Consider the following 22,790-nt stretch of genomic DNA (forward strand, 5'->3'; position numbering starts at 1 on the left):
GGCGCCGGTTTCTGTCGGGGGGTCTGGTTATGGTGGCGGGGCCGGGTCGGGTGGCGACGGGGGGTCGTGATGGCGGGCAGCGAGGACGTGTTCGAGGTGCCGGCGGCGTGGGGGCGGCACGTCGTCCCGCGGCGGGGCGGTCCCGGGCCCGCCCTGCGGGTGGCGGCCGCCGTCGACGCCGACCTGGCCGAGGATCTCGGCAAGGCGCTGCGGCGGTTGCCGGGCGTCGCCGGGCACGCCGGGACACCCGCCGACATCGCCGCCGCCGTCCGGTTGGTCGCGGCCGGGCCGGCGGAGAGCGGCGGCGCGCCGCCGCTCGGGGTGGCCGCCGTCATGGCCGCGCTGCCACGGCATGCCGGGCGCACCCCGCAGGCGGCGTATGACTCCCTGGTCGACGTGTGGGTGACCGGCTCGGGCGTGCGGCACGTGGCGCGGATCGTGGCCGCGGTGGCCGGCGTGTATGCCGGGGCCGACCGCACCGGCGCGACCAGCTTCGTCGCGCACGCCGAGCCGGCCGGCCCCGTCAGGCGTTCCTGCGCGACGTCTGGATGCGGCTCTCCCTGCGGCTGCGGGCGCACCTCGCCGCCGCCGGCGACGACGAGCACCGCGCCGTCGTCGCCGACCTCGCCGCCCTGCGCGACGACCCGCGCCCGCTGCGGCGGCTGACCGCGTCGCTGCTCGCCCCGACCGAGACCGCGTGGGTCGACGAGGACTGCGCGACGTTCGCCGCCGCCGGCGACGAGACCCTCTGCCGGCTCCTGCTGCCGGCCGCCGGCACCCACGGGCAGCTCGAGGTCCTGCTGCGGGCGGTGGAGCCGCACTGGCTGTTCTGGGACGAGCCGACGATCCTCACCCTCGCCGCGGCGGCCGGCCCGGACCTCGAGCCGCTGCTGCTGCACCTGCTGCGCACGGCGTCGCTGTCCGCCGACGCGGTCACCTGGACGGCGCGGATCCTGGCCGTGTTCCCCACCGACAGCGCCTTCGACGCGTTGACGGAGCGCTCCGGCTGGCGGCAGGTGCAGCCGGCTCTGGCCGCGGCGGTCCGCCGGTTCCCGGAGCGGGCCCTGCGCCGCCTCGCCGAGGGCCCCGCGCACCAGACCGTCGCGGTGCTCCTCGCCGCGCACGTCCGCGCCGACCCGGCCCGCGCGACCCGGCTGCTGCCGGACCTCAGCGAGCCGGCGGCCGCGCGGGTCCGGGCGCTGCTGGACGTCGATGCCGGCCCGGTCGCCGCGGCGGCGGCGCTCCCTGAGGTGCTCGCGAGTCCACCGTGGACGGTCCGCCGGCCTGCCGCCCCCGTCGTCGCCGGGCTCGTCTGCCCCGACCCGCCCGCGTTCCCCGGCCGGGGTGCTGGGTCGTGGGTGGCGGCCGACGCCGAGGCGCTCCTCGACAGGACCGGGCCCGACGTCGCCGCGTGGATGGCCGGCTGGCTCGCCCGCTCCGAGCAGGCCCGGCCGGTCGCCCGCGAGTGGCTGCGCCGCCACCCCGCCGCGGCCGCCACCGCGCTCGTCCCGGCGGCCCTCGCCCGGCCCGGCGCACCCCGCCGCGACGCCGAGCACGCCCTGCGGCACATCGTCCGAAGTGGACACACCGACACGGTGCTCGCCGCCGCCGAGCGGCACGGTCCGGCCGCCCTCGACGGCATCCGGGCCCTGCTGGACACCGACCCGCTGCACGTCCTGCCGGCCCGGATCCCCGCCACCCCCGGCTGGGCCGACGCCGCGCTGCTGCCCCGCGTCCAGCTCCGCGACGGCACCGCGCTGCCCGCCGGCGCCGCCCGTCACCTCGTCACGATCCTGGCCATGTCGACGCTGGAGGAGCCCTATGCCGGGGTCGCCTCCGTCCGAGAGGCGTGCGACCCGGCGAGCCTCGCCGGCTTCGGCTGGGCGCTCTTCGAGAGCTGGCAGGCGGCGGGCCGCCCGTCGGCGCAACGGTGGGCGTTCACCGCGCTCGGCCTCATCGGCGACGACACGACCGCCACGCGCCTCGGCCCGCTCCTGCGCGACTGGCCGGCCGCCGGCGAGCACACCAACGCCCGCCACGGCGCCGACGTCCTCGCCGCGATCGGCACCCCCGCCGCGCTGCGCCACCTGCACCGCCTCGCCGTCCAGGCGACGGGCCGGCTCAAGGACCACGCCGCCCGCCGCGCCGCCGACGCCGCTGCCGCCGCCGCCGCCGGCCTCAGCGCCGAGGAGCTCGCCGACCGCCTGGTCCCCGACCTCGGCCTCGCCGCCGACGCCACCCTCACCCTCGACTACGGCCCGCGCCGCTTCACCGCCGGCTTCGACGAGCACCTCCGGCCCTACGTCCTCGACCACACCGGCCATCGCCGCCGCACCCTGCCGAACCCCACCGCCTCCGACGACCCGGCGCTGGCACCGTCCGCCTCCGCCCACTTCGCCGCGCTGCGCAAGGAGGCACGGACGATCGCCATCGAGCAGACCCGCCGCCTCGAAACCGCGATGACCACCCAGTCCCGCTGGTCCGGCGCCGCCTTCCGCCACGGCGTCCTGCCGCATCCGCTGCTGTGGCAGATCGCCCGCCACCTGGTGTGGGCCACCTTCGACGCCCCGGGCCCGCACGCGACCCTCGTCACCGCGTTCCGCCTCGCAGAGGACCGCACCCTTGCCGGCGTCACCGACGAGCCCGTGACCCTGCCCGACGACGCCGTCGTCGGCGTGGCCCACCCCATCCACCTCGCCGCCACCGTGCCGCTGTGGACCCAGCTGTTCGCCGACTACGAGATCCTCCAGCCGTTCCCCCAACTCGCCCGCGACGTCCACCACCCACCCCGACCCCCCGCCGCCGCCCCACCCGAACCCGACACGGTCACCCCGCCCCGGTCCGGTGCGGCCGGACCCGGCGCGGGCGGGCCGGGTGCGGGCGGGCCGGATGGGCTTGGTGCGGGCGCTGCGGGCGGGATGGGTGCCGGCGTCCCGGTCGGGCTGGCTGCGGGCGGGATGGGTGCGGGCGGGCCGGATGGGCTTGGTGCGGGCGCTGCGGGCGGGATGGGTGCCGGCGTCCCGGTCGGGCCGGGTGCGGGCGTTCTTGGTGCGGGCGCTGTGGGCGGGGTGGGTGCGGGCGGGCCGGGCGCCGGGTCCGCACGTGGGCTTGGTGCGGGCGCTGCGGGCGGGCGCGGTGTCGATGCGGCGGGCGGGCTCGGTGCCGGTGTCGTGGGACGGACGACCGACGGGCGGCGGCTGTTCCTGCTCGACCGCCGCGGTTGGGTGCGGGCCACTCCGGAGGACGGCGGCAGGATCTGCGCGGTCTCCCGTCCCGTGCCGGGCGGCGGCCGGATCGTGGTCGAGCTCGACCCGGGCGTCTTTGCCGGCTGGCCCGACGGCGCCGGAGCGCAGACCGTGACCGCCGTCCGCGTGGAGCCCGACCCCGGCAGGCGCCCACCGCCACCGGCGGCAGTGCACCCGTCCGGTCAGCCGGGACCCGCGCACGCCGCAGTGCACCCGTCCGGTCAGCCGGGACCCGCGCACGCCGCAGTGCACCCGTCCGGTCAGCCGGGACCCGCGCACGCCGCGGCGCGGACGCCTGGTCAGCCGGGACCCGCGCACAGCGCAGCGCCGGCGTCCGGTCGACCTGGTCCCGGGCAGCACGGGCCCGGGACCGTCGTGGTCGACCCTGTCACGTTCTCCGAGACGGTCCGCGACCTGCTCGCTCTGGTGGAGTGACGGACCGGGTAGTACCACGCCCCGGACGGCGATCTTCCGCCCCCGGTCGTGATCGAATTGCGGATCTGGTCGTCGGGGTGGCCGGATCCGTCATTGGATCGAGAGCGGCGCTGGCTTCAGGTGAGGTTCCGCGCCTGCCTGGGTGATTTGTGCGGTTTTGGGGTCGGTGAAGGGGTGGCGCCGGCGCGGTGGCGGAGGGCGGGTTGGTTGGAATCGCGCTGTGCAGCGCAACCGCGGGTGGTGGGGTAGGGGAGACTGCACAGCATGAGCGAGACCTCACTGCGCGTCGGGCTGGTCGGGTACGGCACGGCCGGTTCGGCGTTTCACGCGCCGCTGATCAGCACCACGCCAGGGCTGCGGCTGAGTGCGATCGTCACCGCCAACCCGGAGCGCCGCCGGGCCGCCGCGGCGGCACACCCGGGCGCCGCGCTGCTGGACACGGCCAAGGAGCTGTGGTCGTCGGCGGGGGACCTCGACGTGGTCGTCGTCGCCTCGCCGAACCGGACGCACGCGCCGCTCGCCCGGGCGGCCCTGGACGCGGGGCTGCCGGTCGTCGTCGACAAGCCGCTGACGGCGACCGCCGCCGAAGGTGAGGCGCTGGTGCGGCTGGCGGCGCAGCGGGGGCTGCTGCTCAGCGTGTACCAGAACCGGCGCTGGGACGGCGACTTCCTCACCGTGCGGCGGCTCGTCGGTGAGGGGGCGCTGGGGCGGGTGCTGCGGTTCGAGTCGCGGTTCGAGCGGTGGCGGCCGGTGCCGAAGGGCGGCTGGCGGGAGAGTGACGACCCCGCCGACGCCGGTGGGCTGCTGTACGACCTCGGCAGCCACCTGGTCGACCAGGCGCTGCAGCTGCTGGGGCCGGCCACGGAGGTCTACGCGGAGGTCCACAGCCGCCGCGACGGCATCGAGGTCGACGACGACGTGTTCGTGGCGCTGCGGCACGACGGTGACGCGCGGTCGCACCTGTGGATGAGTGCCCTGGCGGCGGCCGCGGGGCCGCGGCTGCGGGTGCTCGGGGACCGGGGGGCGTACACGAAACACGGCATGGACGTGCAGGAGGACGCGCTGAAGGCGGGGCGGCTGCCCTCCGAGGAGGGGTGGGGCGAGGACGACCCGGCGCGCTACGGCGTGCTGACCGTCGACGGGCACGACGAGGCCGTGCGGACCGAGCCGGGCGCATACCAGCGGTTCTACAGCGAGCTCGTGCTCGCGCTGCGTGACGGCGCGCCGGCGCCGGTCGACCCGGCCGGGTCGGTCGCGACCCTCGCCGTGCTGGAGGCCGCCCGGCGCTCCGCGGACACCCGCCAGGTGGTCACCCTCGACTGAGCGGGAGGGAACCGGAGGGCGGCCGGCGGCGTCGGTACTGACGTGAGAAGACTGCTGACAGTGCTGCTGCTGGTCGCGCTGAGCGGGTGCGCCGGCCCGGGCGGGGCGGGCGCGCCGGACGGGATCGCCGGGGGACCCGCGCCGCTGCGTGGCTTCGGGGTCGAGGTCGACGAGGCGGTGGCGCCGCGGGTGCCACAGGTGCACGTGCGGGTCTGCGGCGACTGGGGCTGCCACGAGCAGGACGTGCCGCTGCACATCTCCGGGCCGGTGAGCGCCATGCCCTGCGAGACCGGGACCGCCGGCGCGGACACCGCGTGCGGCGCCGTGCAGCTGCCCGGCCCGGGCCCCGGGTACGGCTATGCGCCGGTGCCCCAGCTGACCGCGGACCCGGTCACGGTGACGGTCACGACCCCGCCGGGCGCGCCCCTCGCCATCAACGCCGAACTGCTGGTGCGCCCGTCGATCGCGTGCCCCGGCGACAAGGCCTCGCCCACCGCCGCCGCGACGTGCGCGGGTGGTGCGCCGCAGGCGGGGCTGCGCATCGGGGCCGACGGCGGCGTCAGCCAGTCCCGTTGAGCCGGCGGAGTCGGTACATTCGGCGGATGGCCGCGACAAGAGAGGTCCGACGATGACCCGTGAGGCAGTCTCGACCGGCGACGCGCCGCCCGCGATCGGGCCGTACAGTCAGGCGATCGTCGCCGGTGGCTTCGTGTTCTGCTCCGGCACCGCCGGGATCGACCCCGCGACCGGGGTGGCGCCGGACGGGATCGAGGAGCAGACGGAGCAGGCGCTGCGCAACCTCGGCGCGGTCCTGGCGGCCGCCGGGGCGTCGCTGCAGGATCTGGTGAAGACGACCATCTTCTACACGAACGTCGAGGACTTCGCCGCGATCAACGCCGTCTACGCGCGGTTCATGCCGGACCCGCCGCCGGCCCGGTCGGCGCCCGCGAACGTCAAGCTGCCGCGGAACCTGCTGATCTCCATCGAGGGCATCGCCGTCCTGCCCGGGTAGGGCGCGCCAGCCTATCCCTGGCAAGGTGTGGCTGCCTGGCCGGTGGGCTGCCGATACTTGCCCCATGGACGCGAAACGCCGGCTCGGAGAGTTCCTGCAGACCCGCCGCTCACAGCTGCGGCCGCAGGACGCCGGCGTGAGCACGTACGGGGAGCGCCGGCGGGTGCCGGGGCTGCGCCGGGAGGAGCTGGCGCTGCTCGCCGGGGTGAGCGCCTCGTACTACTCGCGGCTGGAGCAGGGGCACTCGACCAACGCCTCGCCTGGGGTGCTGGACGCGATCGCCGGGGCGCTGCGCCTCGACGACGCCGAACGCCGGCACCTGCACGAGCTGGCCGCCGGCACCCGGCAGCGGACCCGGCCGCGCAGGCCCGCGCCGGAGGTGGTCACGGCCGAGGCGCGGCAGCTCATCGCCGCGCTCGGTGACGTGCCCGCGGTGCTGCTCGGCCGGCGCTCCGACGTGCTGGCCTGGAACCGGACCGGGCACGCCCTGTTCGCCGGTCACCTCGACCCGGCGGCGCCGGACCGGCCGCGGGGCAGGCCGAACATGGCCCGGCTGGTGTTCCTCGACGCGCACACCGCGGAGCTGTACGCCGACTGGCCCCGCAAGGCCCGCGCGGTCGTCGCGACGCTGCGGATGGTGTCGGGGCGGCACCCGGACGACCCGTTGCTCGCCGCGCTGATCGGTGAGCTGTCCGTGGCCAGCAAGGACTTCGCGACGATGTGGGCCGACCACCGGGTCAAGGCCGGCGGCGCGGCCGCGTACGAGATGCGCCACCCGCTCGTCGGCGCGCTGAGCGTCACCCAGCAGACCCTGCGCACCGAACAGGACCAGCACCTCGTCGTCGCCACCACCGAGGCGGGCTCACCGTCGCAGGCGGCGCTGACCCTCCTCGCGCACAGCACCGCCACCGGCGCCACCGCGCGGGCAACGGCGTACCAGACGCGCAGGCACGACTAGATCCAGCAGTGCAGGAACGGGGCGCCCGTCATGGGGCGCCGGATGCCGCCTGCCCGAAACCACGGCAAGGAGCGATCGTGAACGAGATCAAACTCGGTGACGTCACCGTCACCCGGGTCGAGGAGATGCACGGCCCGATCATGCCGACCGGCGCGTTCTTCCCGGACCTGCCGGAGCAGGCCTGGCAGGAGCAGCGGGACCTGCTCGTCCCCGACCACCTCGGCGACGACGACATGGTCCACGTCGCCATGCAGACGTGGCTGCTGCGCAGCGACGGCCGGACCATCCTCGTCGACACCGGCGTCGGCAACGACAAGACCCGCCCGGCGGTGCCGGTCTGGGACCACCTGGCGCTGGACTACCTGGACCGGCTCGCCGCCGCCGGGGTGCGCCCCGAGGACGTCGACCTGGTCGTCAACACGCACCTGCACGTCGACCACGTCGGCTGGAACACCCGCCTCGTCGACGGGGCATGGGTGCCGACGTTCCCGAACGCGACGTACCTGATGCCCCGCGCCGACTTCCACTACTGGAACCCGGCGAACAACCCCGGCATCGCCGGCGGCGTCAACGAGCACGTCTTCGAGGACAGCGTCGCGCCGGTGCACGCCGCCGGGCAGGTCCAGCTGTGGGAGGACGGGCACACCATCGACGCCGCGCTGCGCCTGGAGGCCGCGCCCGGGCACACCCCCGGCTCCAGCGTGCTGATCCTGCGCTCCGGTACCGACCGGGCGCTGTTCGCCGGGGACCTCATCCACACGCCGCTGCAGGTGTCGCACCCGGATCACGACAGCTGCTTCTGCGAGCACCCGGGGCAGGCCCGCGCGACCCGCCGCCGGCTGCTCGGCTGGGCCGCGGACACCGGTGCCCTGGTCCTGCCCGCGCACCTGTCCGGGCACAGCGCCTTGGAGGTCGAGCACCGCGGCGGGTCGTTCGGGGTCAAGCAGTGGGGACCGTTCCCCCGGTACTGATGGAGGCGGCCATGATCGTCACGACCACTTCCGGTGCCGTGCGTGGCCGGGCGAGCGGCGGCGGCACCGTGTTCCTCGGGGTGCCGTACGCCGCCGCGCCCACCGGCCGGGACCGCTTCACCGTGCCCCGGCCGCACGCCGGCTGGACCGGCGTCCGCGACGCCACCGCACCCGGGCCGACGGCGCCGCAGCCGGCCCGCGACGTGTTCGGCGCTCTCGACATGGCGCCGTACTTCGGGCCCGGCTGGCGCCGGGGTGCCGACCACCTGACCGTCGACGTGTGGGCGCCCGCCCCAGGACACCGCCCCGGGCACCGGCCGGCGCCGGTGCTGGTCTTCGTCCACGGTGGTGGCTTCACCGCCGGGTCGGGCGGGGCGCCCCTGTACGACGGCGCCGCGTTCGCCCGCGACGGCGTCGTCCTCGTCACCGTCAACTACCGGCTGGGTGTCTCCGGCTTCCTGCACCTGCCCGACGCGCCGGACAACCGGGGGCTGCTCGACGTCCTCGCCGCGCTGCGGTGGGTCGCGGCCAACGCCGCCGCCTTCGGCGGTGACCCCGGCGCCGTCACCCTCGCCGGGCAGTCGGCGGGCGCCACGATCGTCGGCGGGGTCCTCGCCGACCCGCGCTCCGCGGGGCTGGTGCGCCGCGCCGTCATGCAGAGCGGTGCCGGCACGTTCACCCCGGCGCAGGGCGCACTCGTCGCGGCCGCGGCCGGGCGGGCGCTGGGCGTCGCCCCGACCGCCGGCGCCCTGGCGGGGGTCAGCGACGAGGACCTGGTCGCCGTGGTGCCCCGGCTGGCGGGCCTGGACCTGCGGACCCCGGCCGGACCGGACCCGCTCGGCGGCATCACCCCGTTGGGCCTGGTCCTGCCGGAGCCGCCGGCGGTGGCCGTGGCGAAGGGCGCGGCCCGCGGCGTCGACCTGCTCATCGGCGCCAACCTCGACGAGGGTGCCCTGTACCTCGCCCCGCTCGGGCTGCTCACGGCCACCACCGACGCGGACGTGCGGGCCACCGCCGCGCGCTTCCACGACCGCCCCGACGACGTGGTCGCGGCGTACCGGGCGGCGCGACCGGACGCCACCGCGGCGCGGCTGCGGACCGCGATCCTCGGCGACGCCCTCTTTGGCACCCCCACCCGGCGGATGGCCGCCGCGCACGCCGGGGCCGGGGGGACGACGTTCGGCTACCGCTTCGTGTGGCGGTCCGACGCCCTCGACGGGCAGCTCGGTGCCTCCCACGTGATGGAGCTGCCGTTCGTGTTCGGCACGGCCGGCCTGCCGGCGCTGCACGGGCCGGGGGCGCTGCTCGGTACCACCGCCGCACCCGCCGGCCTGGGCGTGCGCACGCACGCCGCGTGGGTGCGGTTCGTCTCGACCGGCGACCCCGGCTGGCCCGCGCAGGCACCCGGCCGGCCCGGCGTGCAGGAGCTCGGCGGCGCCTGGCGGTTCGTGGCCGACCAACCCCTGGAGACCGCCCTCAGGCCGTGACCGGCGCCGTCGACGCGTCCCGCTGGCGTGGCACGCGGCCCGCGCCGGCGTCGTCGCCCGGACCCCAGTGCACGGCGCGGTCCAGGATGCCGCGGGCCATGATGAACAGGCAGGTCGCCCCGTTGATGAACGACGCGACGACGTCGCTCGGGTGGTGCATGCCCCGGTACATCCGGGTCATCGCCACCCCGAGCGGGACCAGCACCAGCAGCGCCCACCAGGCGGCCCGGGTCGACGGCCGGGCGGCGCCACGGGCGAGCAGGAGCGCCAGGCCGCAGTAGAGCGCCACCGCGGCCGACGTGTGCCCCGACGGAAAGCTCGACGTCGGCAGCGAGCCGTCCATGCGCTCCACCTCGGGCCGCTGCCGGTCGATGGCGAGGGTGGTGAACAGGAAGACCGTCGCCTGGGCGCTCACCGCCGCGATCAGGAACAGCGGCTCCCGCCAGCGGCGCAGGACGACGGCGAGGACGATCGCCGCGAGCGCTGTGACCGCAATGATCGCCGGTGTACTGGCGATGGTGCTGAACACGAGCGAAAGGTCGTTGCGCCCGCCGCTGCGGTGCGCCTCCAGGCCGCGGTTCACGCCGTCCTCGACGGTCAGCGGCCACACGTCCGGCAGCACCCGGGTCACCAGGAGCCCGAGGCCGACCAGTGCGCCGTACAGGACCAGCACCGGCAGGACGACACGGACGGCGGCCTGCCGCAGGACGGTGGTGAACGTGGCAAGGTGCATGACGCCCCTGATACCCGGGCGCGCCTTCCGCTATTCGCCGGGGTGCTGCCTGCCGGGGTGCTGTCCGTCCGGGTGGTGTCCGTCCGGGTGGACCGCCTCGTCGAACGCGTGCTCCGCGGACCGCTGCCGCGCCGGCAGGCCACGCCAGGTGGCGAACGCGGCCGTGGTGGCCGCCACGATCGCGATGCCCAGGGTCCAGCCGGCGAGGACGTCGCTGAGCCAGTGCACGCCCAGCGCGATCCGGCTCAGCCCCGTCGCGGCGGTGACGACGACGGCGGCGCCGCACATGGCCCACCGCGCCGCCCGCCGCGTGCGGGCCGGCGCGGCGTCGGCGGCGAACGGCAGGAAGATCAGCAGGAGCACCCCGGCGCCGAGCGCGGCCGTCAGCGAGTGCCCTGAGGGGAACGAGTACCCGGCCGCCTGCGACACCGGGTCCAGGAACTCGGGCCGGTCCCGGCCGAGGAGCAGCTTCAGGCCGGCGCCGAGGAGCCCGCCGGCGGCCATCGTGACCACCGCCCAGATCGCCACCCGGCGGGCGCCCCGCCACCACAGCCACACCGCGACGAGACCGACGAGCACGCGCAGCGGCCCGGGCCCGAACACGTCCGTCCACAGCTGCAACGCCGTGGCGGCGGCGGGGTTCGCCGACGTCCCGGCGTGCAGCGAACCGGCGAGGCGGGCGTCGACGTCCAGCAGCGGCGGCCACGCGGCCGCGACCAGCAGCATCAGCACCGTGAACGGCACCAGCAGCAGCACCGCGGCGGCCGCGGCCAGGGTCAGCCGCAGCCCGAGGGAACGCTCCGGGTCCAGGCGGCGCCGCCACCAGCCGGGTCGTGGTCGTTGCGACATCCGTCCTGCATACCCCATCACGCCGGCGGTGAAGCGTCAGCCGGTCAGTGTCGCGGCCGGCCGCGTGCAAGGCGCGTGCACCGGGCTCAGAACACCGGGTTCCAGCCGTCGCCGCCGGCGAGGTAGCGCTGCGGCGTGTACGTTGCCGCCTGCGCGTCGGTGAGCTGCGGGCGGTCCGCGGTGACCGCCGAGCCGGCGCTTCGGCCGCCTCGGCACGCAGAACAGCGTGGTGTCGTGTGCGCCTGGCGGTGAGGACGTCAACGACCACGGGCGGCTCGACCTCGTCCGCCGGGCGCAGGCGTCGCGGTCGGGATTCGCGTGCACGACCACCGTGGCACTGATCACCGGCGTGCTCCGGGACGGCCCCGCGTACCGGGCGGCGGACGACGTGAAGATCGTCGGCTGCCACTGAGCTGTGGTCGTCGACCGGACCGGGACCGCCCGCTGGTGCGGCGGTCCCGGTCTGCCGTGCGCTCACGTGCCTCTGGTCAGCGGCGCCGGTCGTTGCGTGCCGGTGGGGCGATGCGGACCCGCTCCTGCGCCGGCCGGCGCTCGATGTCGTCCAGCTGCGCGGTGACCGTCGCGCGCAGCTCGTCGTAGTCGCTGAACGTGTAGTCGTGGAACAGCGTGTAACCGGCCCACATGAGGTTGGCGCAGACCTGCGGCGGCACCTTGCCCGTCGCCGCGCCCATGCCGACGAGCGCGACCGACGTGATGCTGCCCGGCTCGGCGGCGTTCTGCAGGTGGATCGCCTGGAACGCGGCGGCGCAGGCGAGGGCCACGTTGAGCGTCTCGCGCACGTTCTGCACCGACTCGGTCATCGTCGGGGTCGAGATGAGGAACCTCGGGTTGGCGGCGCCGGACGGCACGCACACGGCGCTGCCGATCGGCAGCGACCCGGCGAACCCGTCGCGGATCGCCCGCTGCACCCGCAGCTGGATGCCGGCGCCGAGGTGCCGCTTGATGACGGCGTCGACCCCGCCGTCCATGCGGCCGTGGGAGTTGGTCGGGCTGACCCAGGCGTCGACGTGCTGGTCGACGATCGAACCCTTGCCGATCTCGACCTCGGGGGTGTCGGCGAACGCCGACCGCCACGCCTGCACCACCTTGGCGTTGACGTCGCTCAGCACGACCCTGAGCTGCGGCTGCGTTGCACGTTCGGTCATGGCTCACTCCGATGTGGACGAAGGGCGGTTGCGGGCGAGCACGAAGATACCGGGGCCGTTCCAGCCGAAAAATTGTCAGAGGTCGGTGTTAATCTCCGGGCGCCTTCGGGGCCTGCGCGGCCCCCGGCCTTCATCACCGTGCCGACCCGGGAGCCACGATGAGCGACACCAACCCCTCGCCCGACGACCTTCTTGCCCTCGCCGAGCTGTTCAGCGGCGGCGGCGAGCCGTGGCTGCCGCTGCTGAAACCGGTCATCGAGGCGCAGCCGTCCGCCGCCTCGTTCATCGGCCCCGGCCGCAGCCCGCGGGTCGTGCCGGTGCGGGAGCTGACGTTCCAGGCGCTCAAGCCCAACCCGCCGCACAAGTGGAAGGTCGTCGTCTTCGGCCAGAATCCCTATCCGCGGCCGGAGAGCGCCACCGGCATCGCCATGTTCGACAACACCTTCCACGACTGGGACGACAGCCAGTTCGGCAAGGTCATCTCGATCCGCTGCATCATCAAGGCCGCGGCGATGTGGAAGCACGGCATCCCGAAGAAGACGCCGATCGCCGACATCCGCAAGCTGCTCAAGCAGCACGACACGGTGCAGCCGCCGGAGTGGTTCCAGGCGATGCTCACGCAGGGCGTCCTGCTGCTCAACGCCGCGCTCACCGCCAGCAGCGACGGCGCCATGGCCACCGACCAGCACACCGCGTTCTGGCGTCCCGTCGTCGAGCGGCTCGTCGAGGAGATCCTCAAGGCCAAGCAGGAGGCCCCCGACGAGCAGGACCGCAGCGTGGTGTTCGCGTGGTGGGGCGCGCACGCCCGCAGCCTCAAGAGCGTCGTGCAGCGCCTGGAGAAGAAGTATCCCGGCGTGCGGGTCCGGCACATCGACCACGCCAACCCCGCCGCCCAGGGCGACATCTTCTGCGACAACGAGCACTTCGCCGCCGTCAACCAGGCCCTCGACGCGCTCGGCGCCGACGAGATCGACTGGCTGCCCAGCAAGGGCTGGAACACGGTCCCCGCGCAGGACGGCCGCACCGACGCGGAGACCGCCGACCGCATGGCCGCGTTCATCGCGTCCACAATGGAGCTGCACCAGCTCTATCTGGAGCGCCTCGCCAGCGTCAAGGACGAGGGCCTCGCCCTGCCCGCCATCACCGGCGTCTTCGACACGCCGCTCATGGACTTCCGCGAGGCCGTCGCCCCCGCCGCCAAGCTCCTGTCCGGCCTGGACTGGCACGTCGAGCAGTCGCACCAGTTCGGCACCAGCCGCGCCACCGACGCCGGCGCCCTGTCCGCCGACGAGGTGGCCGCACTTTACCTGTATACCTGCGAGTCCGCGTTCTACCGGCAGATCAACGCCAGCCTCCGCAGCCCCGACCGCACCCGCATCGTGCCCTACCTGCCGTATCTGCGGCTGCTGTTCTCCGCCGTGTCCCGGCTTCCCGCCCGCAAGGAGCCCCTGTGGCGCGGCGTGGCGATGGACCTGCGCGCCCAGTATCCCGCCGGCCAGACCGTCACCTGGTGGGGCGTGTCGTCCTGCACGTCGAAGCTCAGTGTCGCCGAGGCCTTCCTCGGCCGCCGCGGCAAGCGCACCCTCTTCGAGGTCCACCCCGTGCGCGCCGTCGGCATCCGCCGCTTCTCCGCGTTCACCGGCGAGGAGGAGTTCATCCTGACCCCCGGCACCCAGCTCGAGGTGACCGACGTGAAGACCGAGCGCGGCGGCCTGTGCACCGTCCGGCTGACCGAGCTCGCCGAGCAGCACCAGGTGACCTGACCCACCCCAGGCGGCTTGGACCGCCCCGGTCCCGCCGCCCCGGCGGTGGCGGGCTCCGGGGGCGCTGGCTGGGCGCTGGCTGGGCGCTGGCTGGGCGCTGGCTGGGCGCTGGCTGGGCGCTGGCTGGGCTCTGGCTGGGCTCTGGCTGGGCGCTGGTGGCTGGGTCGACGCAGGTGCCTGCGGACCGGTGACCGCAAGCCGGTGACGACGGCCGACGCCCACTGGCCGGCAGTTGCCGATCGCGGTTGGCGGGGATGTCGGCCGGAGCGGGTGACTGCGGGTGGTGGCTGCCGACCAGCGCCGGCGACGGTCGGTCGGCAATCGCCGATCGTTGCTGTCGGTGGCTGCCGCCCGGCGTCTGGTCCGGGGTGGCCCCAAGCGGTGACCGCGGGCCTGTGCCGGCGGTCGTCGGCGGGCAATCGCCCGAACGCCACTATCGGGAGACGTCGGGGCTGTCGGCCGGAGGGACGGGGTCAGAAGGTGGTGTAGTTCTCCTTGGCGAGGGCGAGGCTGTGCTTCGTGGTGAGGCTCTCGCAGCGCAGGTTCGCCTGGGTGCTGGTGCACACGATGGGTGCCGACGCGGATTGCGTGGCCGTACGCGACGACCTTGGCGTCCTGGGTGAGGGTGCTGTCGCCGGCGCAGGTCAGGTGGGCGCCGGTCTTCGGGTCGAGGTCGATGTTGCTGCCCCAGGCGAGGTCGCAGTCGGCCGGGCGTGGCGGCGGGGTCCACGTCTTGGTGATGATGCTGCAGCGGACGCTGTCGGGAAGGCGCCGCAGCCGATGTTGCCGGACGGCGTGCGGAACAGCAGGCCGTCCTTGACCTGGCTTGTCTCGGTGACGATGACGGCCGCGGCCGTCGGGGACTGCGCGGCCGGCGACGACGTGGCGGGCGGCGCCCGGGGAGCGGATGCCGCGCCGCCTGTCTTCGGCGATGCGTCGCACGCGGACATCGGAGGAGTGCAGGCAGACGAAGACGGGCGCGGGAGGGCAGGGGCGGGCGGGCGAGGGCGGAAAGTCCGGCTGGTGTTCGTCTCGTGTTCCAGGGGGCGACGGGTGCGGGCCGCAGAGTGAGCCGACACCGGATCCACTCTGGGAGGCTCCATGCTCACTCGACGTCACGTTCTCACCGCGTCGGCGGCGACGGCGGGCGCGATCGTGCTGCCGTTCACCGCCGCAGACCCGGCCGCCGCGCACACCGGTCACCTGCCGGACCACGCGGGTCCGTTCGCGCTGGGGGTTGCCAGCGGCGACCCGCTGCCCGACGCGGTCATCCTGTGGACGCGCCTGCTGCGGGCCGGTGGGCCGCTGCCCGCGCGGCCGGCCCGGGTCGAGTGGCAGGTCGCGCTCGACCAGCGGTTCCACAAGGTCGTGCGGGACGGGCACACCGTCGCCGTGCCGCAGCTCGGGCACTCGGTGCACGTCGACGCCCGGGGGCTGCGGCCTGGGTGCGAGTACTTCTACCGGTTCAGGGCGCTCGGCGAGCTGAGCCCGACCGGGCGGACGAAGACCGCGCCGGCGCCGTCGGCGGACCGGGGGCCGCTGCGGTTCGGGATCGTCAACTGCCAGGACTTCCAGAACGGCTACTGGCCCGCGTACGCCGCGCTCGCCGCCGAGGACCTCGACGTCGTGCTGCACCTCGGCGACTACATCTACGAGTACGACCCGGACAGCGCGTACGCCGACCGGCGGCACACCACGCCCGCCACCCCGGGCGTCGACCAGCTGCAGACGCTCGACGACTACCGGGGCCGGCACGCGCAGTACAAGGGCGATCCGTTGCTGCAGGCCGCGCACGCCGCGTTCCCGTGGATCGTGACGTGGGACGACCATGAGACGGAGAACAACTACGCGTCGCTGACCGACGAGGTCGACGACACCGGCGCGAAGCTGCAGACGGCGGAGCGGTTCGCCCGGCAGCGCGCCGCCGCGTACCAGGCCTACTACGAGCACATGCCGATCCGGGCGGACCTCAAGCCCGGCAGCGCCGACCTGCGGATCTTCCGGCGGTTCGACTTCGGCCGGCTCGCCCGGGTCAACGTGCTGGACACCCGCCAGTACCGGACCGACCAGCCGGGCGGCTTCCCCGGCGACTTCGGGCTGCCGCAGGCGGGCACCGCCAACACGACCGGCACGCTCACCGGCGAGGACCAGGAGCGCTGGCTCGCCAGGGGGCTGGAGCACTCGCCGGCGCGGTGGAACGTCATCGCCCAGCAGGTCATGATGAGCCGCATCAAGTTTCCCAACCCGGCCGGTGGCGTGCCGCCGATCGTGGCGAACCTCGACCAGTGGGACGGGTACGTCCCGCAGCGCGACCGGCTGCTGCGGCACCTCGTCGCGGCGAAGGTCGCCAACCCGGTCGTGCTCGCCGGTGACATCCACTCGACCTGGCTCAGCGAGCTCAAGCTCGACTTCGACCGGCCCGAGCAGCCGTCGGTCGCGGTCGAGCTGACGGCCACGTCGATCAGCTCGGACTTCCCGATCGCGTTCGACGGGCCGCTGAAGGCCGTCAACCCGACGTTCAACCCGCACGTGAAGTACTTCGACGGCTCGAAGCGCGGCTACCTGCGGTGCGAGCTGACCCGGGCCGGCTGGCGCACCGACGCCCGCACCGTCGGCACGATCGCGACCCGCACCGCGCCCGTGAGCACGACCGCGTCGTACGTGATCGAGGCCGGCACCTCGGCCCTGCACCCGGCGTGACCATCGGCACCTGGGCGGGCCGGGCCGGGCCGCCCGCCCAGGTGATCGCGGAGGAGGAACGGTTGTACATCGACTCGTACTGCGAACGGACCGCGCCGGGCCTGTGGAACGAGCCCGCCAACGCGGTGAGCAACCTGGCGTTCCTGATCGCCGCCGCGGCGCTGATCCGGCTGCTGGCCGCCGGGGACCGCCGCGCGCCGGTGAGCGTGTGGCTGCTGCCGGTGCTGCTCGGTGTCGTCGGCGTGTGCAGCCTGTCGTTCCACACGTTCGCCACGACGGCGACCGCCGCGCTGGACACGCTGTCGATCCTCGCGTTCATCCTGACCGCGGTGGTCGTGCTGGTCCACTGGATGTGGCGGTGGCGGTGGGCGTGGCCGGCCGCACCGGCGTACCTCGTGGCGGCGCTGGGCGTGAACGCGGCGCTCCTCACGGCCGGTGGCGAACGTGCCACGGTGGGCGGCCACCTGCCGGCGCTGCTGGGGCTGCTCGGCTTCGGCGCTGCGATCAGGTACACGGCGCGCGACGCCGCCGGTGCCGCTCGCCGGCTGCTGGTGGCCGCCGTGGTCTTCGCGGTCTCGCTCACGCTGCGGACCGTCGACGGTCCCTGGTGCGGCGGATTTCCCCTCGGTACCCATTTCCTCTGGCACGTGCTCAACGCGGCGGTGCTGTTCCTGGTCGGGCTCGCCGTGGTGCGTCGCTGGCAGGAGACGGTCGCCGTTCAGGCGCCGTGATAGAAGGAGCTGCCCAGCCCGACGGTGAAGATGAGCAGCCCGTACGCGGCGTGCTCGACCGAGACCACGAACAGTGAACGGGTCCGCTGGTAGCGGCGGGCGAACAGCCAGCCGCCGGCGAGGGTCAGCACCACGGCGAGGACGTTGCCGAAGATGACGTGCGCGAAGCCGAACGCGGCCGCACCGGCCAGGGCCGCCCAGCGGGGGTCGGGGAACAGCGGCCGGTAGCGGTACAGCTGGAACGCGCGGAACAGCAGCTCCTGCGGATACACCGAGACCAGCGGATAGAACACGACGATCGCGGCCCACAGCAGCGGGCGTTCGCGGGGCAGCTCGAACAGCCGGTCCGGGGTGAGCCACGCGACGAGGCCGGTCATGGCGGCGGCGGTGGCGCACCACAGTGCCAGCGCCGGGCGCCACACGTCGCGCAACGCCTCGGGGCGCCACAGGTCACGCCGGTCGAAGCCGTCCTGCCGGCGCAGGTACACGGCGGCGGCGACCGCGAGGACCACGAGGACCGGGATCGGGCCGCCCGGCGGCGAGGCGACGGCGTACAAGGCGACGAGGACGAAGAACAGCCCGGTGAACTCGGCGGCGAGCCGCACCCGGACCATCAGGTGGTGGCCGGCCGGCGGACGCTCCAGTCGAAGCTGCCCTGGCACACCACGCCGCCCGCGTCGTCGGCGATCTCCGTGGTCGTGGTGATGCGGACCCGGGTCGCCACGCCGATGAACACCTCGGCGAGGGCCTCGCGGGCGTCGGGGTCGAGCCGGCAGGTGGCGACCAAATGGCCGCGGGCCGGTGCCAGGAACCGCAGCGTCGCGGCCGCGCCGAGGGGCACGACACCGTGGAACGCGTCGCCGGTCGGCGCGGCGGAGATGATGGCGGCGAGCCCGGCCGCGTCGACGAGGGTGACGAGGCCGCTGGAGTGCAGCGAACCGATCACGTTCGCGAGGGCCGGCGGCGCCGTGACGGCGACCACGCCGACGCCGTTGACGGCGCGCACGACCTCGAGTCCCACGGTGCGGTGCGCCGGGATCGGGTCCAGCAGCGACCGGGCCAACGCGGTGGCGTCCATCCCACCGAGGCTGCGCCATGAAGGTGGCCGCCGGCCCACAACCTCACCACGCGCCGGTGACCACGGGCTGAGGTCACGGTGCGGCCGGTGCGGGACGGGTCAGCAGTTCGCGTCGCGGCGCACCGCGAAGAAGGACAGCGCGGCCTCCACGGCGGCCGGTCCGGTGCGGCGCACGCGGAACACGACGACCCGGCCGTCGACCGGGCGGGTGGCGCACAGCTCGTCGCCGGCGGCGTCCCCGGCGGGCGCAAGGGTCCAGCCGGCCCCGGTCAGCAGCGTCCCGTACCGGCCGCGGACGTCGGTCCACCCGGCGCCCGGGGTGAGGGCCAGCACGACGGTCACCGACGCGGGCGACTCCTCGCCGGGGTCGCACGGGTTGGCGCGGCGCCGGGCGGTGACCTCGGTGCCGGGCACGTCGGCGGTCAGCGCCGGGTCGCGGGCGAACTCGTCGAGCAGCGACTCCGGCGCCGTCCTGCAGTGCGGGCCGGTCACGCCGTCGAGGGTGTCGCCTGCGTACCAGGCGCCGGCGACGCAGGCGGCGGCGAGCACGGCGACGGCCGCCGCGGCGACGGCGACCGCGAGCGGTCCGCGGAGCCGGGGTGCGCCGCCGGTCCGCGGCGCCGCGGCTACAGGGCCATCCACGGGCTGACGGCGAGCTTGCCGGTGTTACCGGGATCGACCATGAGGACGAGGGTGTGCCGGGGCCGGCCCTCGGCCGGTGCGACGCTGAGGTAGGCGCCCTTCGCGACGGTGGCGGCGTCGGTGGTGAGGTTGCGCCAGACCAGCACGGCGACGGCGGTGGCGCCGGGCTGGACGTCGACGCGCTTCGGCGGGCCGTCGTAGCGTTCGATGCTGGACACGTTGGCGGTGCCGTCGAGGACCTTCACGTCGAGGACCTTGCGGTCGGCGTCGAGGACGTCCACGACGGGGTAGCCGTTGAGGGTGTAGGCGGCGGTGCCGCAGTTGCGCAGGGTCAGGGTCACGGCGCGCAGGCCCATCGCCGCGTCGACCTCCCCGACGGACAGCGCCGCGCCGGGCGCGAGGCATCCCGGAGTCGGCACGACGGCGAGCGTGGGCGACGGCGCTGGGGTCGCCGGGGCGATCGACACGTCGGGGCGGGCCACGCCCGGCTCGGTGGGGTGGGCCGGGGTCGTGCCGCAGCCGGCGACGACGCCCGCCGCGGCGAGCGTCGTCGCGGCGAGGATGAGCCGTCGTGCCTGCACACCGTCGATCATGCCGTATGGGGTCGCGCCCGCTGCCCGCCCGGTGTGGAGCGGGTCACGGCCGGCGCAGGTCGAGGCTGACGACGCGGGTCCGGGTCCGCGGCGGACGGGGCGGCGCCGGGGGAGCCGGTCGTGCGGTGCAGGCGGTGACGGTCAGCGCCGCCGCGAGGGCGACGAACAGCGGTACGGAGCGCGGGCCGGCAGACATGCCGGATCGACGCCCGGGGGTGCCGCCCGGTTGTCACCGGCATCGCGTCGGATCGAGGACAGCACGGGCCAGGCCCGGCGCCTGAGCGCCGCGAGGGCAGTCCTCACCTCGACGTTTGCACCGCCGCGACCCCGCGTCAATGGGGTGGCGTGTGCAGGTTGGTTGCAGGAATACACAGACGTACATCGATTGACACCCCGTCTGGCGGCGGCGTAGCTTCGGGCAAGGAAAGCGCTTTCCTCTCCATCCGCCTTCAGGAGGGAACTGCCGCCCATGGAACCCACCGCACTGCGCCGTGCCCTGTGGCGACCATTCGCCGTGCTCGCCGCCGCCGCGGCCGTGCTGCTCGGCGTCGCCGCCGTCGGCATGTCCGACGCGTACGCCGCAACCCTGTTCTCCGACGACTTCGAGGACGGCAACTCCACCGGCTGGTCCGGCTCCGGCGGCACCTGGTCGGTGGCCACCGACGGCTCCCGGGTGCTGCGCCAGTCCGGCACCAGCTCCGACGCCCGCTCCCGCGCCGGCGCGTCGACATGGACCGACTACACCGTGACCGCCCGGGTCAGGCCGACCGCGTTCAGCGGCAGCAACCGCTTCGTGGCGGTGCTCGCCCGCGCCCAGTCCAACACCAGCTACTACTACCTGGCGCTGCGCTCCAACAACACCGTCGAGCTCAAGAAGCTCGTCGGCGGATCGTCCACCACCCTCGCGTCCGCGGCGCTCACGGTGTCGACCGGCACCTGGTACACCGTGTCGCTGGCCGTGTCCGGCACCAGCCTCACCGGCACCGTCAACGGCGGCACCCGGCTCACCGCCACCGACACGCAGTTCCGCACCGGCGGGATCGGCGTCGCCACGTTCTACGCCGCGGCCTCGTTCGACGACGTCACCGTCACCGACACCCCAGGGCCGGGACCGTCGAGCTCCTCGGCGTCGCCGTCACCGTCGACCTCGACCAGCCCGCCGCCGCCGGGCCCGAACGTCGCCGACGGCTGGGCCGGCGTCGGCGCCTGGGGCCAGAACGGCACGACCGGCGGCGCGGGCGGCCCGACCGTCACCGTCAGCACCGCCGCGGACTTCATCAGCTACGCCCAGCGCAGCGGCCCGTACGTCATCCAGGTCAGCGGCGTGATCACGTTGTCCGCCATGACCGACGTGGCCTCGGACAAGACGATCGTCGGGCTCGGCTCCGGCTCGGGCTTCACCGGGTACGGCCTGAACATCGGCCTGCCGATCGACGACGGCATCACCTCCCCGCCCGCGAACGCCGTGCACAACGTGATCCTGCGCAACCTGCGCATCAGCGGCTCCGCGGACGACGACATCAACGTGCAGATGTTCTCCCACCACATCTGGATCGACCACAACGACCTGTCCACGCCCAACGACGGGGCGCTGGACATCAAGCGCGGGTCGAGCTACGTCACCGTGTCCTGGAACCACACCCACGACTCGAACAAGAACATGCTGCTCGGCCGCGACGACGCCGACAGCGCCCAGGACACCGGCCGGCTCAAGGTGAGCTACCACCACAACTGGTTCGACGCGACCCGCCAGCGCAACCCGCGGGTGCGCTACGGCAACCCGGTCCACGTCTACAACAACTACTACAACGCCAACGGCGACTACGGTGTCGCCGCGACCATCGGCTCGGGCGTCCTCGTCGAGGGCAACTACTTCGAGAACGTCGACGACCCGTACCACCTCGCCGAGGGTGACTCCTCCGGCGGGAGCCTGGTGGCGCGGGACAACTGCCTTGTCGGCACCGAACCGGGGGAGACCGGCGGCAGCGTCGCCGCGATCCCCTACGCCTACACGCTCGACGCGGCCTGCGCGGTCAAGGCGATCGTGTCGGCGGGCTCCGGCACCGGCAAGGTCGGCGCGCCCTGATCCGGGGCCGCTGAAGCGAGGGCCGGGCTCCGCCGGCCCGGCCCTCGTGCCCCGCCCGCGCCGCTGTGCGCGGCTCCGCTGTGCGCGGCGCCGCTGTCCGCGGCGACGGCCACGGCGGCACGGACGAACGCGGCGACCGCGGGGGAGTGGGAGTCCTGCGGCCACGCCACGACCAGGGTGCTCGGCGTCAGGTCGGCGACCGGGCGGTACGCGATCTCGGGCCGCGGGTGCCGCCGGGCGACGGACGCGGGCGGAAACCACACGATGCTGCCCAGCTCGACGAGGTTGAAGATCTGCGCGAGGTCCAGGCGTGGCGTCCCGGCGGGTGCCGGCCCCTGGCGCGCCGGGCGGTCGTCGCCGCGGTCGGCGGGTGCGCCGTCGGGCAGGACCCGGCCGGCGAGGTCGGCCAGGCGCAGCCGGGACCGGGCCGCCAGGGGGTCGGCGGCGGCGAGCGCGACCAGGCGGGGCTCCGTCAGCAGGGGCTCCACGTCGAGGCCGCGGTCGTCGTACGGCGACTGCAGCAGTGCCACGTCCGCCCGGCCCTCGCGCAGCGCCGGCACCTGCTCACCGCGCCCGCCCAGCAGCACCTCCACCGGCAACGCCGCCTCCAGCGGCTGGTACGCGGCGAGGATCCGCGGCAGCATGCCGGCGTCGTAGTCGGCCTTGAGCGCGACCCGCAGCCCCGGCGCGGGCCTGCCGGCGTGCCGGGCCCGGGACTCGGCGGCGGTGACGGCGTCCAGGGCGGTGCGGGCGTCGCGCAGGAACACCTCCCCGGCGCCGGTCAGCGCCACGTGGCGGGTGGTGCGCTCCAGGAGCCGCACGCCGAGGCGGCGCTCCAGGTCCCGGATGGCCCGCGACAGCGGCGGCTGCGCCATGCCGAGGCGTGCGGCGGCCCGCCCGAAGTGCAGCTCCTCGGCGACGGCCACGAAGTACCGCAGCTGCCGCACCTCCAGGTCACTCATATCACCAGGGTATCAATGCGGCCCGGATCGGTCCTTCAGGTCCGCCGCCCCGCCGC

22 protein-coding genes are annotated in these 22,790 nt (G+C 74.9%); 13 read left to right on the forward strand and 9 right to left on the reverse strand.

What is annotated here, in order from left to right; translation table 11 throughout:
• Positions 1–69: 69 nt before the first annotated feature.
• The 8 genes from OHA72_RS23530 to OHA72_RS23565 all read left to right on the forward strand — a co-directional run bounded on the left by OHA72_RS23530 (position 70) and on the right by OHA72_RS23565 (position 9,431).
• Positions 70–666: a hypothetical protein gene (locus tag OHA72_RS23530; RefSeq protein ID WP_327009938.1), complete on the forward strand. Its 597-nt coding sequence runs from the start codon at positions 70–72 to the stop codon at positions 664–666.
• Entirely contained in the window at positions 549–3,680 is a 3,132-nt protein-coding gene (locus OHA72_RS23535) for a DUF4132 domain-containing protein (protein WP_327009939.1), read from the forward strand. Before OHA72_RS23530 ends, OHA72_RS23535 begins: the two co-directional genes overlap by 118 nt.
• Before the next feature lie 264 nt (positions 3,681–3,944).
• Positions 3,945–5,003, forward strand: a complete 1,059-nt coding sequence (locus tag OHA72_RS23540) for a Gfo/Idh/MocA family oxidoreductase (RefSeq protein ID WP_327009940.1) — start codon at positions 3,945–3,947, stop codon at positions 5,001–5,003.
• 42 nt (positions 5,004–5,045) lie between these two features.
• The gene (locus OHA72_RS23545) at positions 5,046–5,579 is read left to right on the forward strand and encodes a hypothetical protein (protein WP_327009941.1); all 534 of its coding nucleotides are present in this window, start codon (positions 5,046–5,048) and stop codon (positions 5,577–5,579) included.
• 52 nt (positions 5,580–5,631) lie between these two features.
• Entirely contained in the window at positions 5,632–6,015 is a 384-nt protein-coding gene (locus tag OHA72_RS23550) for a RidA family protein (RefSeq protein ID WP_327009942.1), read from the forward strand.
• Positions 6,016–6,079: 64 nt separating this feature from the next.
• Positions 6,080–6,973 carry a helix-turn-helix domain-containing protein gene (locus tag OHA72_RS23555; protein WP_327009943.1) on the forward strand — a complete coding sequence of 298 codons (894 nt, stop codon included), beginning with the start codon at positions 6,080–6,082 and terminating at the stop codon, positions 6,971–6,973.
• Positions 6,974–7,050: 77 nt separating this feature from the next.
• On the forward strand, positions 7,051–7,944 hold the full coding sequence (locus tag OHA72_RS23560; RefSeq protein ID WP_327009944.1) for an MBL fold metallo-hydrolase: 894 nt from the start codon (positions 7,051–7,053) through the stop codon (positions 7,942–7,944).
• Positions 7,945–7,955: 11 nt separating this feature from the next.
• Positions 7,956–9,431 (forward strand): carboxylesterase/lipase family protein, encoded by a 1,476-nt coding sequence (locus OHA72_RS23565; RefSeq protein WP_327009945.1) that lies wholly within the window; start codon positions 7,956–7,958, stop codon positions 9,429–9,431.
• Here OHA72_RS23565 and OHA72_RS23570 read toward each other — a convergent pair.
• The gene (locus tag OHA72_RS23570) at positions 9,421–10,164 is read right to left on the reverse strand and encodes a phosphatase PAP2 family protein (protein WP_327009946.1); all 744 of its coding nucleotides are present in this window, start codon (positions 10,162–10,164) and stop codon (positions 9,421–9,423) included. The genes OHA72_RS23565 and OHA72_RS23570 overlap by 11 nt on opposite strands.
• Positions 10,165–10,194: 30 nt before the next feature.
• The gene (locus tag OHA72_RS23575; RefSeq protein ID WP_327009947.1) at positions 10,195–11,013 is read right to left on the reverse strand and encodes a phosphatase PAP2 family protein; all 819 of its coding nucleotides are present in this window, start codon (positions 11,011–11,013) and stop codon (positions 10,195–10,197) included.
• Positions 11,014–11,242: 229 nt separating this feature from the next.
• Between OHA72_RS23575 and OHA72_RS23580 the strand changes: the two genes are divergently transcribed.
• Positions 11,243–11,425 (forward strand): hypothetical protein, encoded by a 183-nt coding sequence (locus OHA72_RS23580; RefSeq protein ID WP_327009948.1) that lies wholly within the window; start codon positions 11,243–11,245, stop codon positions 11,423–11,425.
• 76 nt (positions 11,426–11,501) lie between these two features.
• On the opposite strand, the gene OHA72_RS23585 is transcribed toward OHA72_RS23580, so the two are convergent.
• Positions 11,502–12,179, reverse strand: a complete 678-nt coding sequence (locus OHA72_RS23585) for a macro domain-containing protein (protein ID WP_327009949.1) — start codon at positions 12,177–12,179, stop codon at positions 11,502–11,504.
• Between the two features lie 158 nt (positions 12,180–12,337).
• Here OHA72_RS23585 and OHA72_RS23590 point away from each other — a divergent pair, with 158 nt between their 5' ends.
• The 3 genes from OHA72_RS23590 (at position 12,338) to OHA72_RS23600 (ending at position 17,373) form a co-directional block, all read left to right on the forward strand.
• Positions 12,338–13,942, forward strand: a complete 1,605-nt coding sequence (locus OHA72_RS23590) for an ADP-ribosyltransferase domain-containing protein (RefSeq protein ID WP_327009950.1) — start codon at positions 12,338–12,340, stop codon at positions 13,940–13,942.
• Between the two features lie 1,101 nt (positions 13,943–15,043).
• The gene (locus tag OHA72_RS23595; RefSeq protein WP_327009951.1) at positions 15,044–16,642 is read left to right on the forward strand and encodes an alkaline phosphatase D family protein; all 1,599 of its coding nucleotides are present in this window, start codon (positions 15,044–15,046) and stop codon (positions 16,640–16,642) included.
• Positions 16,639–17,373, forward strand: a complete 735-nt coding sequence (locus OHA72_RS23600) for a hypothetical protein (RefSeq protein WP_327009952.1) — start codon at positions 16,639–16,641, stop codon at positions 17,371–17,373. The genes OHA72_RS23595 and OHA72_RS23600 overlap by 4 nt, the downstream gene beginning before the upstream one ends.
• Here the strand turns inward: OHA72_RS23600 and OHA72_RS23605 are convergent.
• The 5 genes from OHA72_RS23605 to OHA72_RS23625 form a co-directional block, all read right to left on the reverse strand.
• Positions 17,361–17,987 (reverse strand): CPBP family glutamic-type intramembrane protease, encoded by a 627-nt coding sequence (locus OHA72_RS23605; protein WP_327009953.1) that lies wholly within the window; start codon positions 17,985–17,987, stop codon positions 17,361–17,363. The two genes, OHA72_RS23600 and OHA72_RS23605, sit on opposite strands and share 13 nt — an antisense overlap.
• Entirely contained in the window at positions 17,987–18,451 is a 465-nt protein-coding gene (locus tag OHA72_RS23610) for a DUF4442 domain-containing protein (protein WP_327009954.1), read from the reverse strand. Before OHA72_RS23610 ends, OHA72_RS23605 begins: the two co-directional genes overlap by 1 nt.
• Positions 18,452–18,550: 99 nt before the next feature.
• Positions 18,551–19,093, reverse strand: coding sequence for a hypothetical protein (locus tag OHA72_RS23615; RefSeq protein ID WP_327009955.1), 543 nt, complete (start codon positions 19,091–19,093; stop codon positions 18,551–18,553).
• Complete coding sequence (locus tag OHA72_RS23620) at positions 19,078–19,686, reverse strand: DUF4232 domain-containing protein (RefSeq protein WP_327009956.1); 609 nt, start codon at positions 19,684–19,686, stop codon at positions 19,078–19,080. The genes OHA72_RS23615 and OHA72_RS23620 overlap by 16 nt, the downstream gene beginning before the upstream one ends.
• A 43-nt stretch (positions 19,687–19,729) precedes the next feature.
• Positions 19,730–19,882: a hypothetical protein gene (locus OHA72_RS23625; protein ID WP_327009957.1), complete on the reverse strand. Its 153-nt coding sequence runs from the start codon at positions 19,880–19,882 to the stop codon at positions 19,730–19,732.
• A gap of 273 nt (positions 19,883–20,155) precedes the next feature.
• On the opposite strand from OHA72_RS23625, the gene OHA72_RS23630 reads away from it, so the two are divergent.
• The gene (locus OHA72_RS23630) at positions 20,156–21,772 is read left to right on the forward strand and encodes a pectate lyase family protein (RefSeq protein ID WP_327009958.1); all 1,617 of its coding nucleotides are present in this window, start codon (positions 20,156–20,158) and stop codon (positions 21,770–21,772) included.
• Here OHA72_RS23630 and OHA72_RS23635 read toward each other — a convergent pair.
• Complete coding sequence (locus tag OHA72_RS23635) at positions 21,694–22,734, reverse strand: LysR family transcriptional regulator (protein WP_327009959.1); 1,041 nt, start codon at positions 22,732–22,734, stop codon at positions 21,694–21,696. The genes OHA72_RS23630 and OHA72_RS23635 overlap by 79 nt on opposite strands.
• Between the last annotated feature and the right edge of the window lie 56 nt (positions 22,735–22,790).

The sequence above is a fragment of the Dactylosporangium sp. NBC_01737 genome (assembly GCF_035963215.1).
Lineage (GTDB): Bacteria > Actinomycetota > Actinomycetes > Mycobacteriales > Micromonosporaceae > Dactylosporangium.

What these genes read in the sequence shown, in the direction of transcription:
- OHA72_RS23530 (WP_327009938.1), top strand. Translation starts at nt 70, where the DNA reads ATGGCGGGCAGCGAGGACGTGTTCGAGGTGCCGGCGGCGTGGGGGCGG.
- OHA72_RS23535 (WP_327009939.1), top strand. Translation starts at nt 549, where the DNA reads ATGCGGCTCTCCCTGCGGCTGCGGGCGCACCTCGCCGCCGCCGGCGAC.
- OHA72_RS23540 (WP_327009940.1), top strand. Translation starts at nt 3,945, where the DNA reads ATGAGCGAGACCTCACTGCGCGTCGGGCTGGTCGGGTACGGCACGGCC.
- OHA72_RS23550 (WP_327009942.1), top strand. Translation starts at nt 5,632, where the DNA reads ATGACCCGTGAGGCAGTCTCGACCGGCGACGCGCCGCCCGCGATCGGG.
- OHA72_RS23555 (WP_327009943.1), top strand. Translation starts at nt 6,080, where the DNA reads ATGGACGCGAAACGCCGGCTCGGAGAGTTCCTGCAGACCCGCCGCTCA.
- OHA72_RS23565 (WP_327009945.1), top strand. Translation starts at nt 7,956, where the DNA reads ATGATCGTCACGACCACTTCCGGTGCCGTGCGTGGCCGGGCGAGCGGC.
- OHA72_RS23570 (WP_327009946.1), bottom strand. Translation starts at nt 10,164, where the DNA reads ATGCACCTTGCCACGTTCACCACCGTCCTGCGGCAGGCCGCCGTCCGT.
- OHA72_RS23575 (WP_327009947.1), bottom strand. Translation starts at nt 11,013, where the DNA reads ATGTCGCAACGACCACGACCCGGCTGGTGGCGGCGCCGCCTGGACCCG.
- OHA72_RS23585 (WP_327009949.1), bottom strand. Translation starts at nt 12,179, where the DNA reads ATGACCGAACGTGCAACGCAGCCGCAGCTCAGGGTCGTGCTGAGCGAC.
- OHA72_RS23590 (WP_327009950.1), top strand. Translation starts at nt 12,338, where the DNA reads ATGAGCGACACCAACCCCTCGCCCGACGACCTTCTTGCCCTCGCCGAG.
- OHA72_RS23595 (WP_327009951.1), top strand. Translation starts at nt 15,044, where the DNA reads ATGCTCACTCGACGTCACGTTCTCACCGCGTCGGCGGCGACGGCGGGC.
- OHA72_RS23605 (WP_327009953.1), bottom strand. Translation starts at nt 17,987, where the DNA reads ATGGTCCGGGTGCGGCTCGCCGCCGAGTTCACCGGGCTGTTCTTCGTC.
- OHA72_RS23610 (WP_327009954.1), bottom strand. Translation starts at nt 18,451, where the DNA reads ATGGACGCCACCGCGTTGGCCCGGTCGCTGCTGGACCCGATCCCGGCG.
- OHA72_RS23620 (WP_327009956.1), bottom strand. Translation starts at nt 19,686, where the DNA reads ATGATCGACGGTGTGCAGGCACGACGGCTCATCCTCGCCGCGACGACG.
- OHA72_RS23625 (WP_327009957.1), bottom strand. Translation starts at nt 19,882, where the DNA reads ATGTCTGCCGGCCCGCGCTCCGTACCGCTGTTCGTCGCCCTCGCGGCG.
- OHA72_RS23630 (WP_327009958.1), top strand. Translation starts at nt 20,156, where the DNA reads ATGGAACCCACCGCACTGCGCCGTGCCCTGTGGCGACCATTCGCCGTG.
- OHA72_RS23635 (WP_327009959.1), bottom strand. Translation starts at nt 22,734, where the DNA reads ATGAGTGACCTGGAGGTGCGGCAGCTGCGGTACTTCGTGGCCGTCGCC.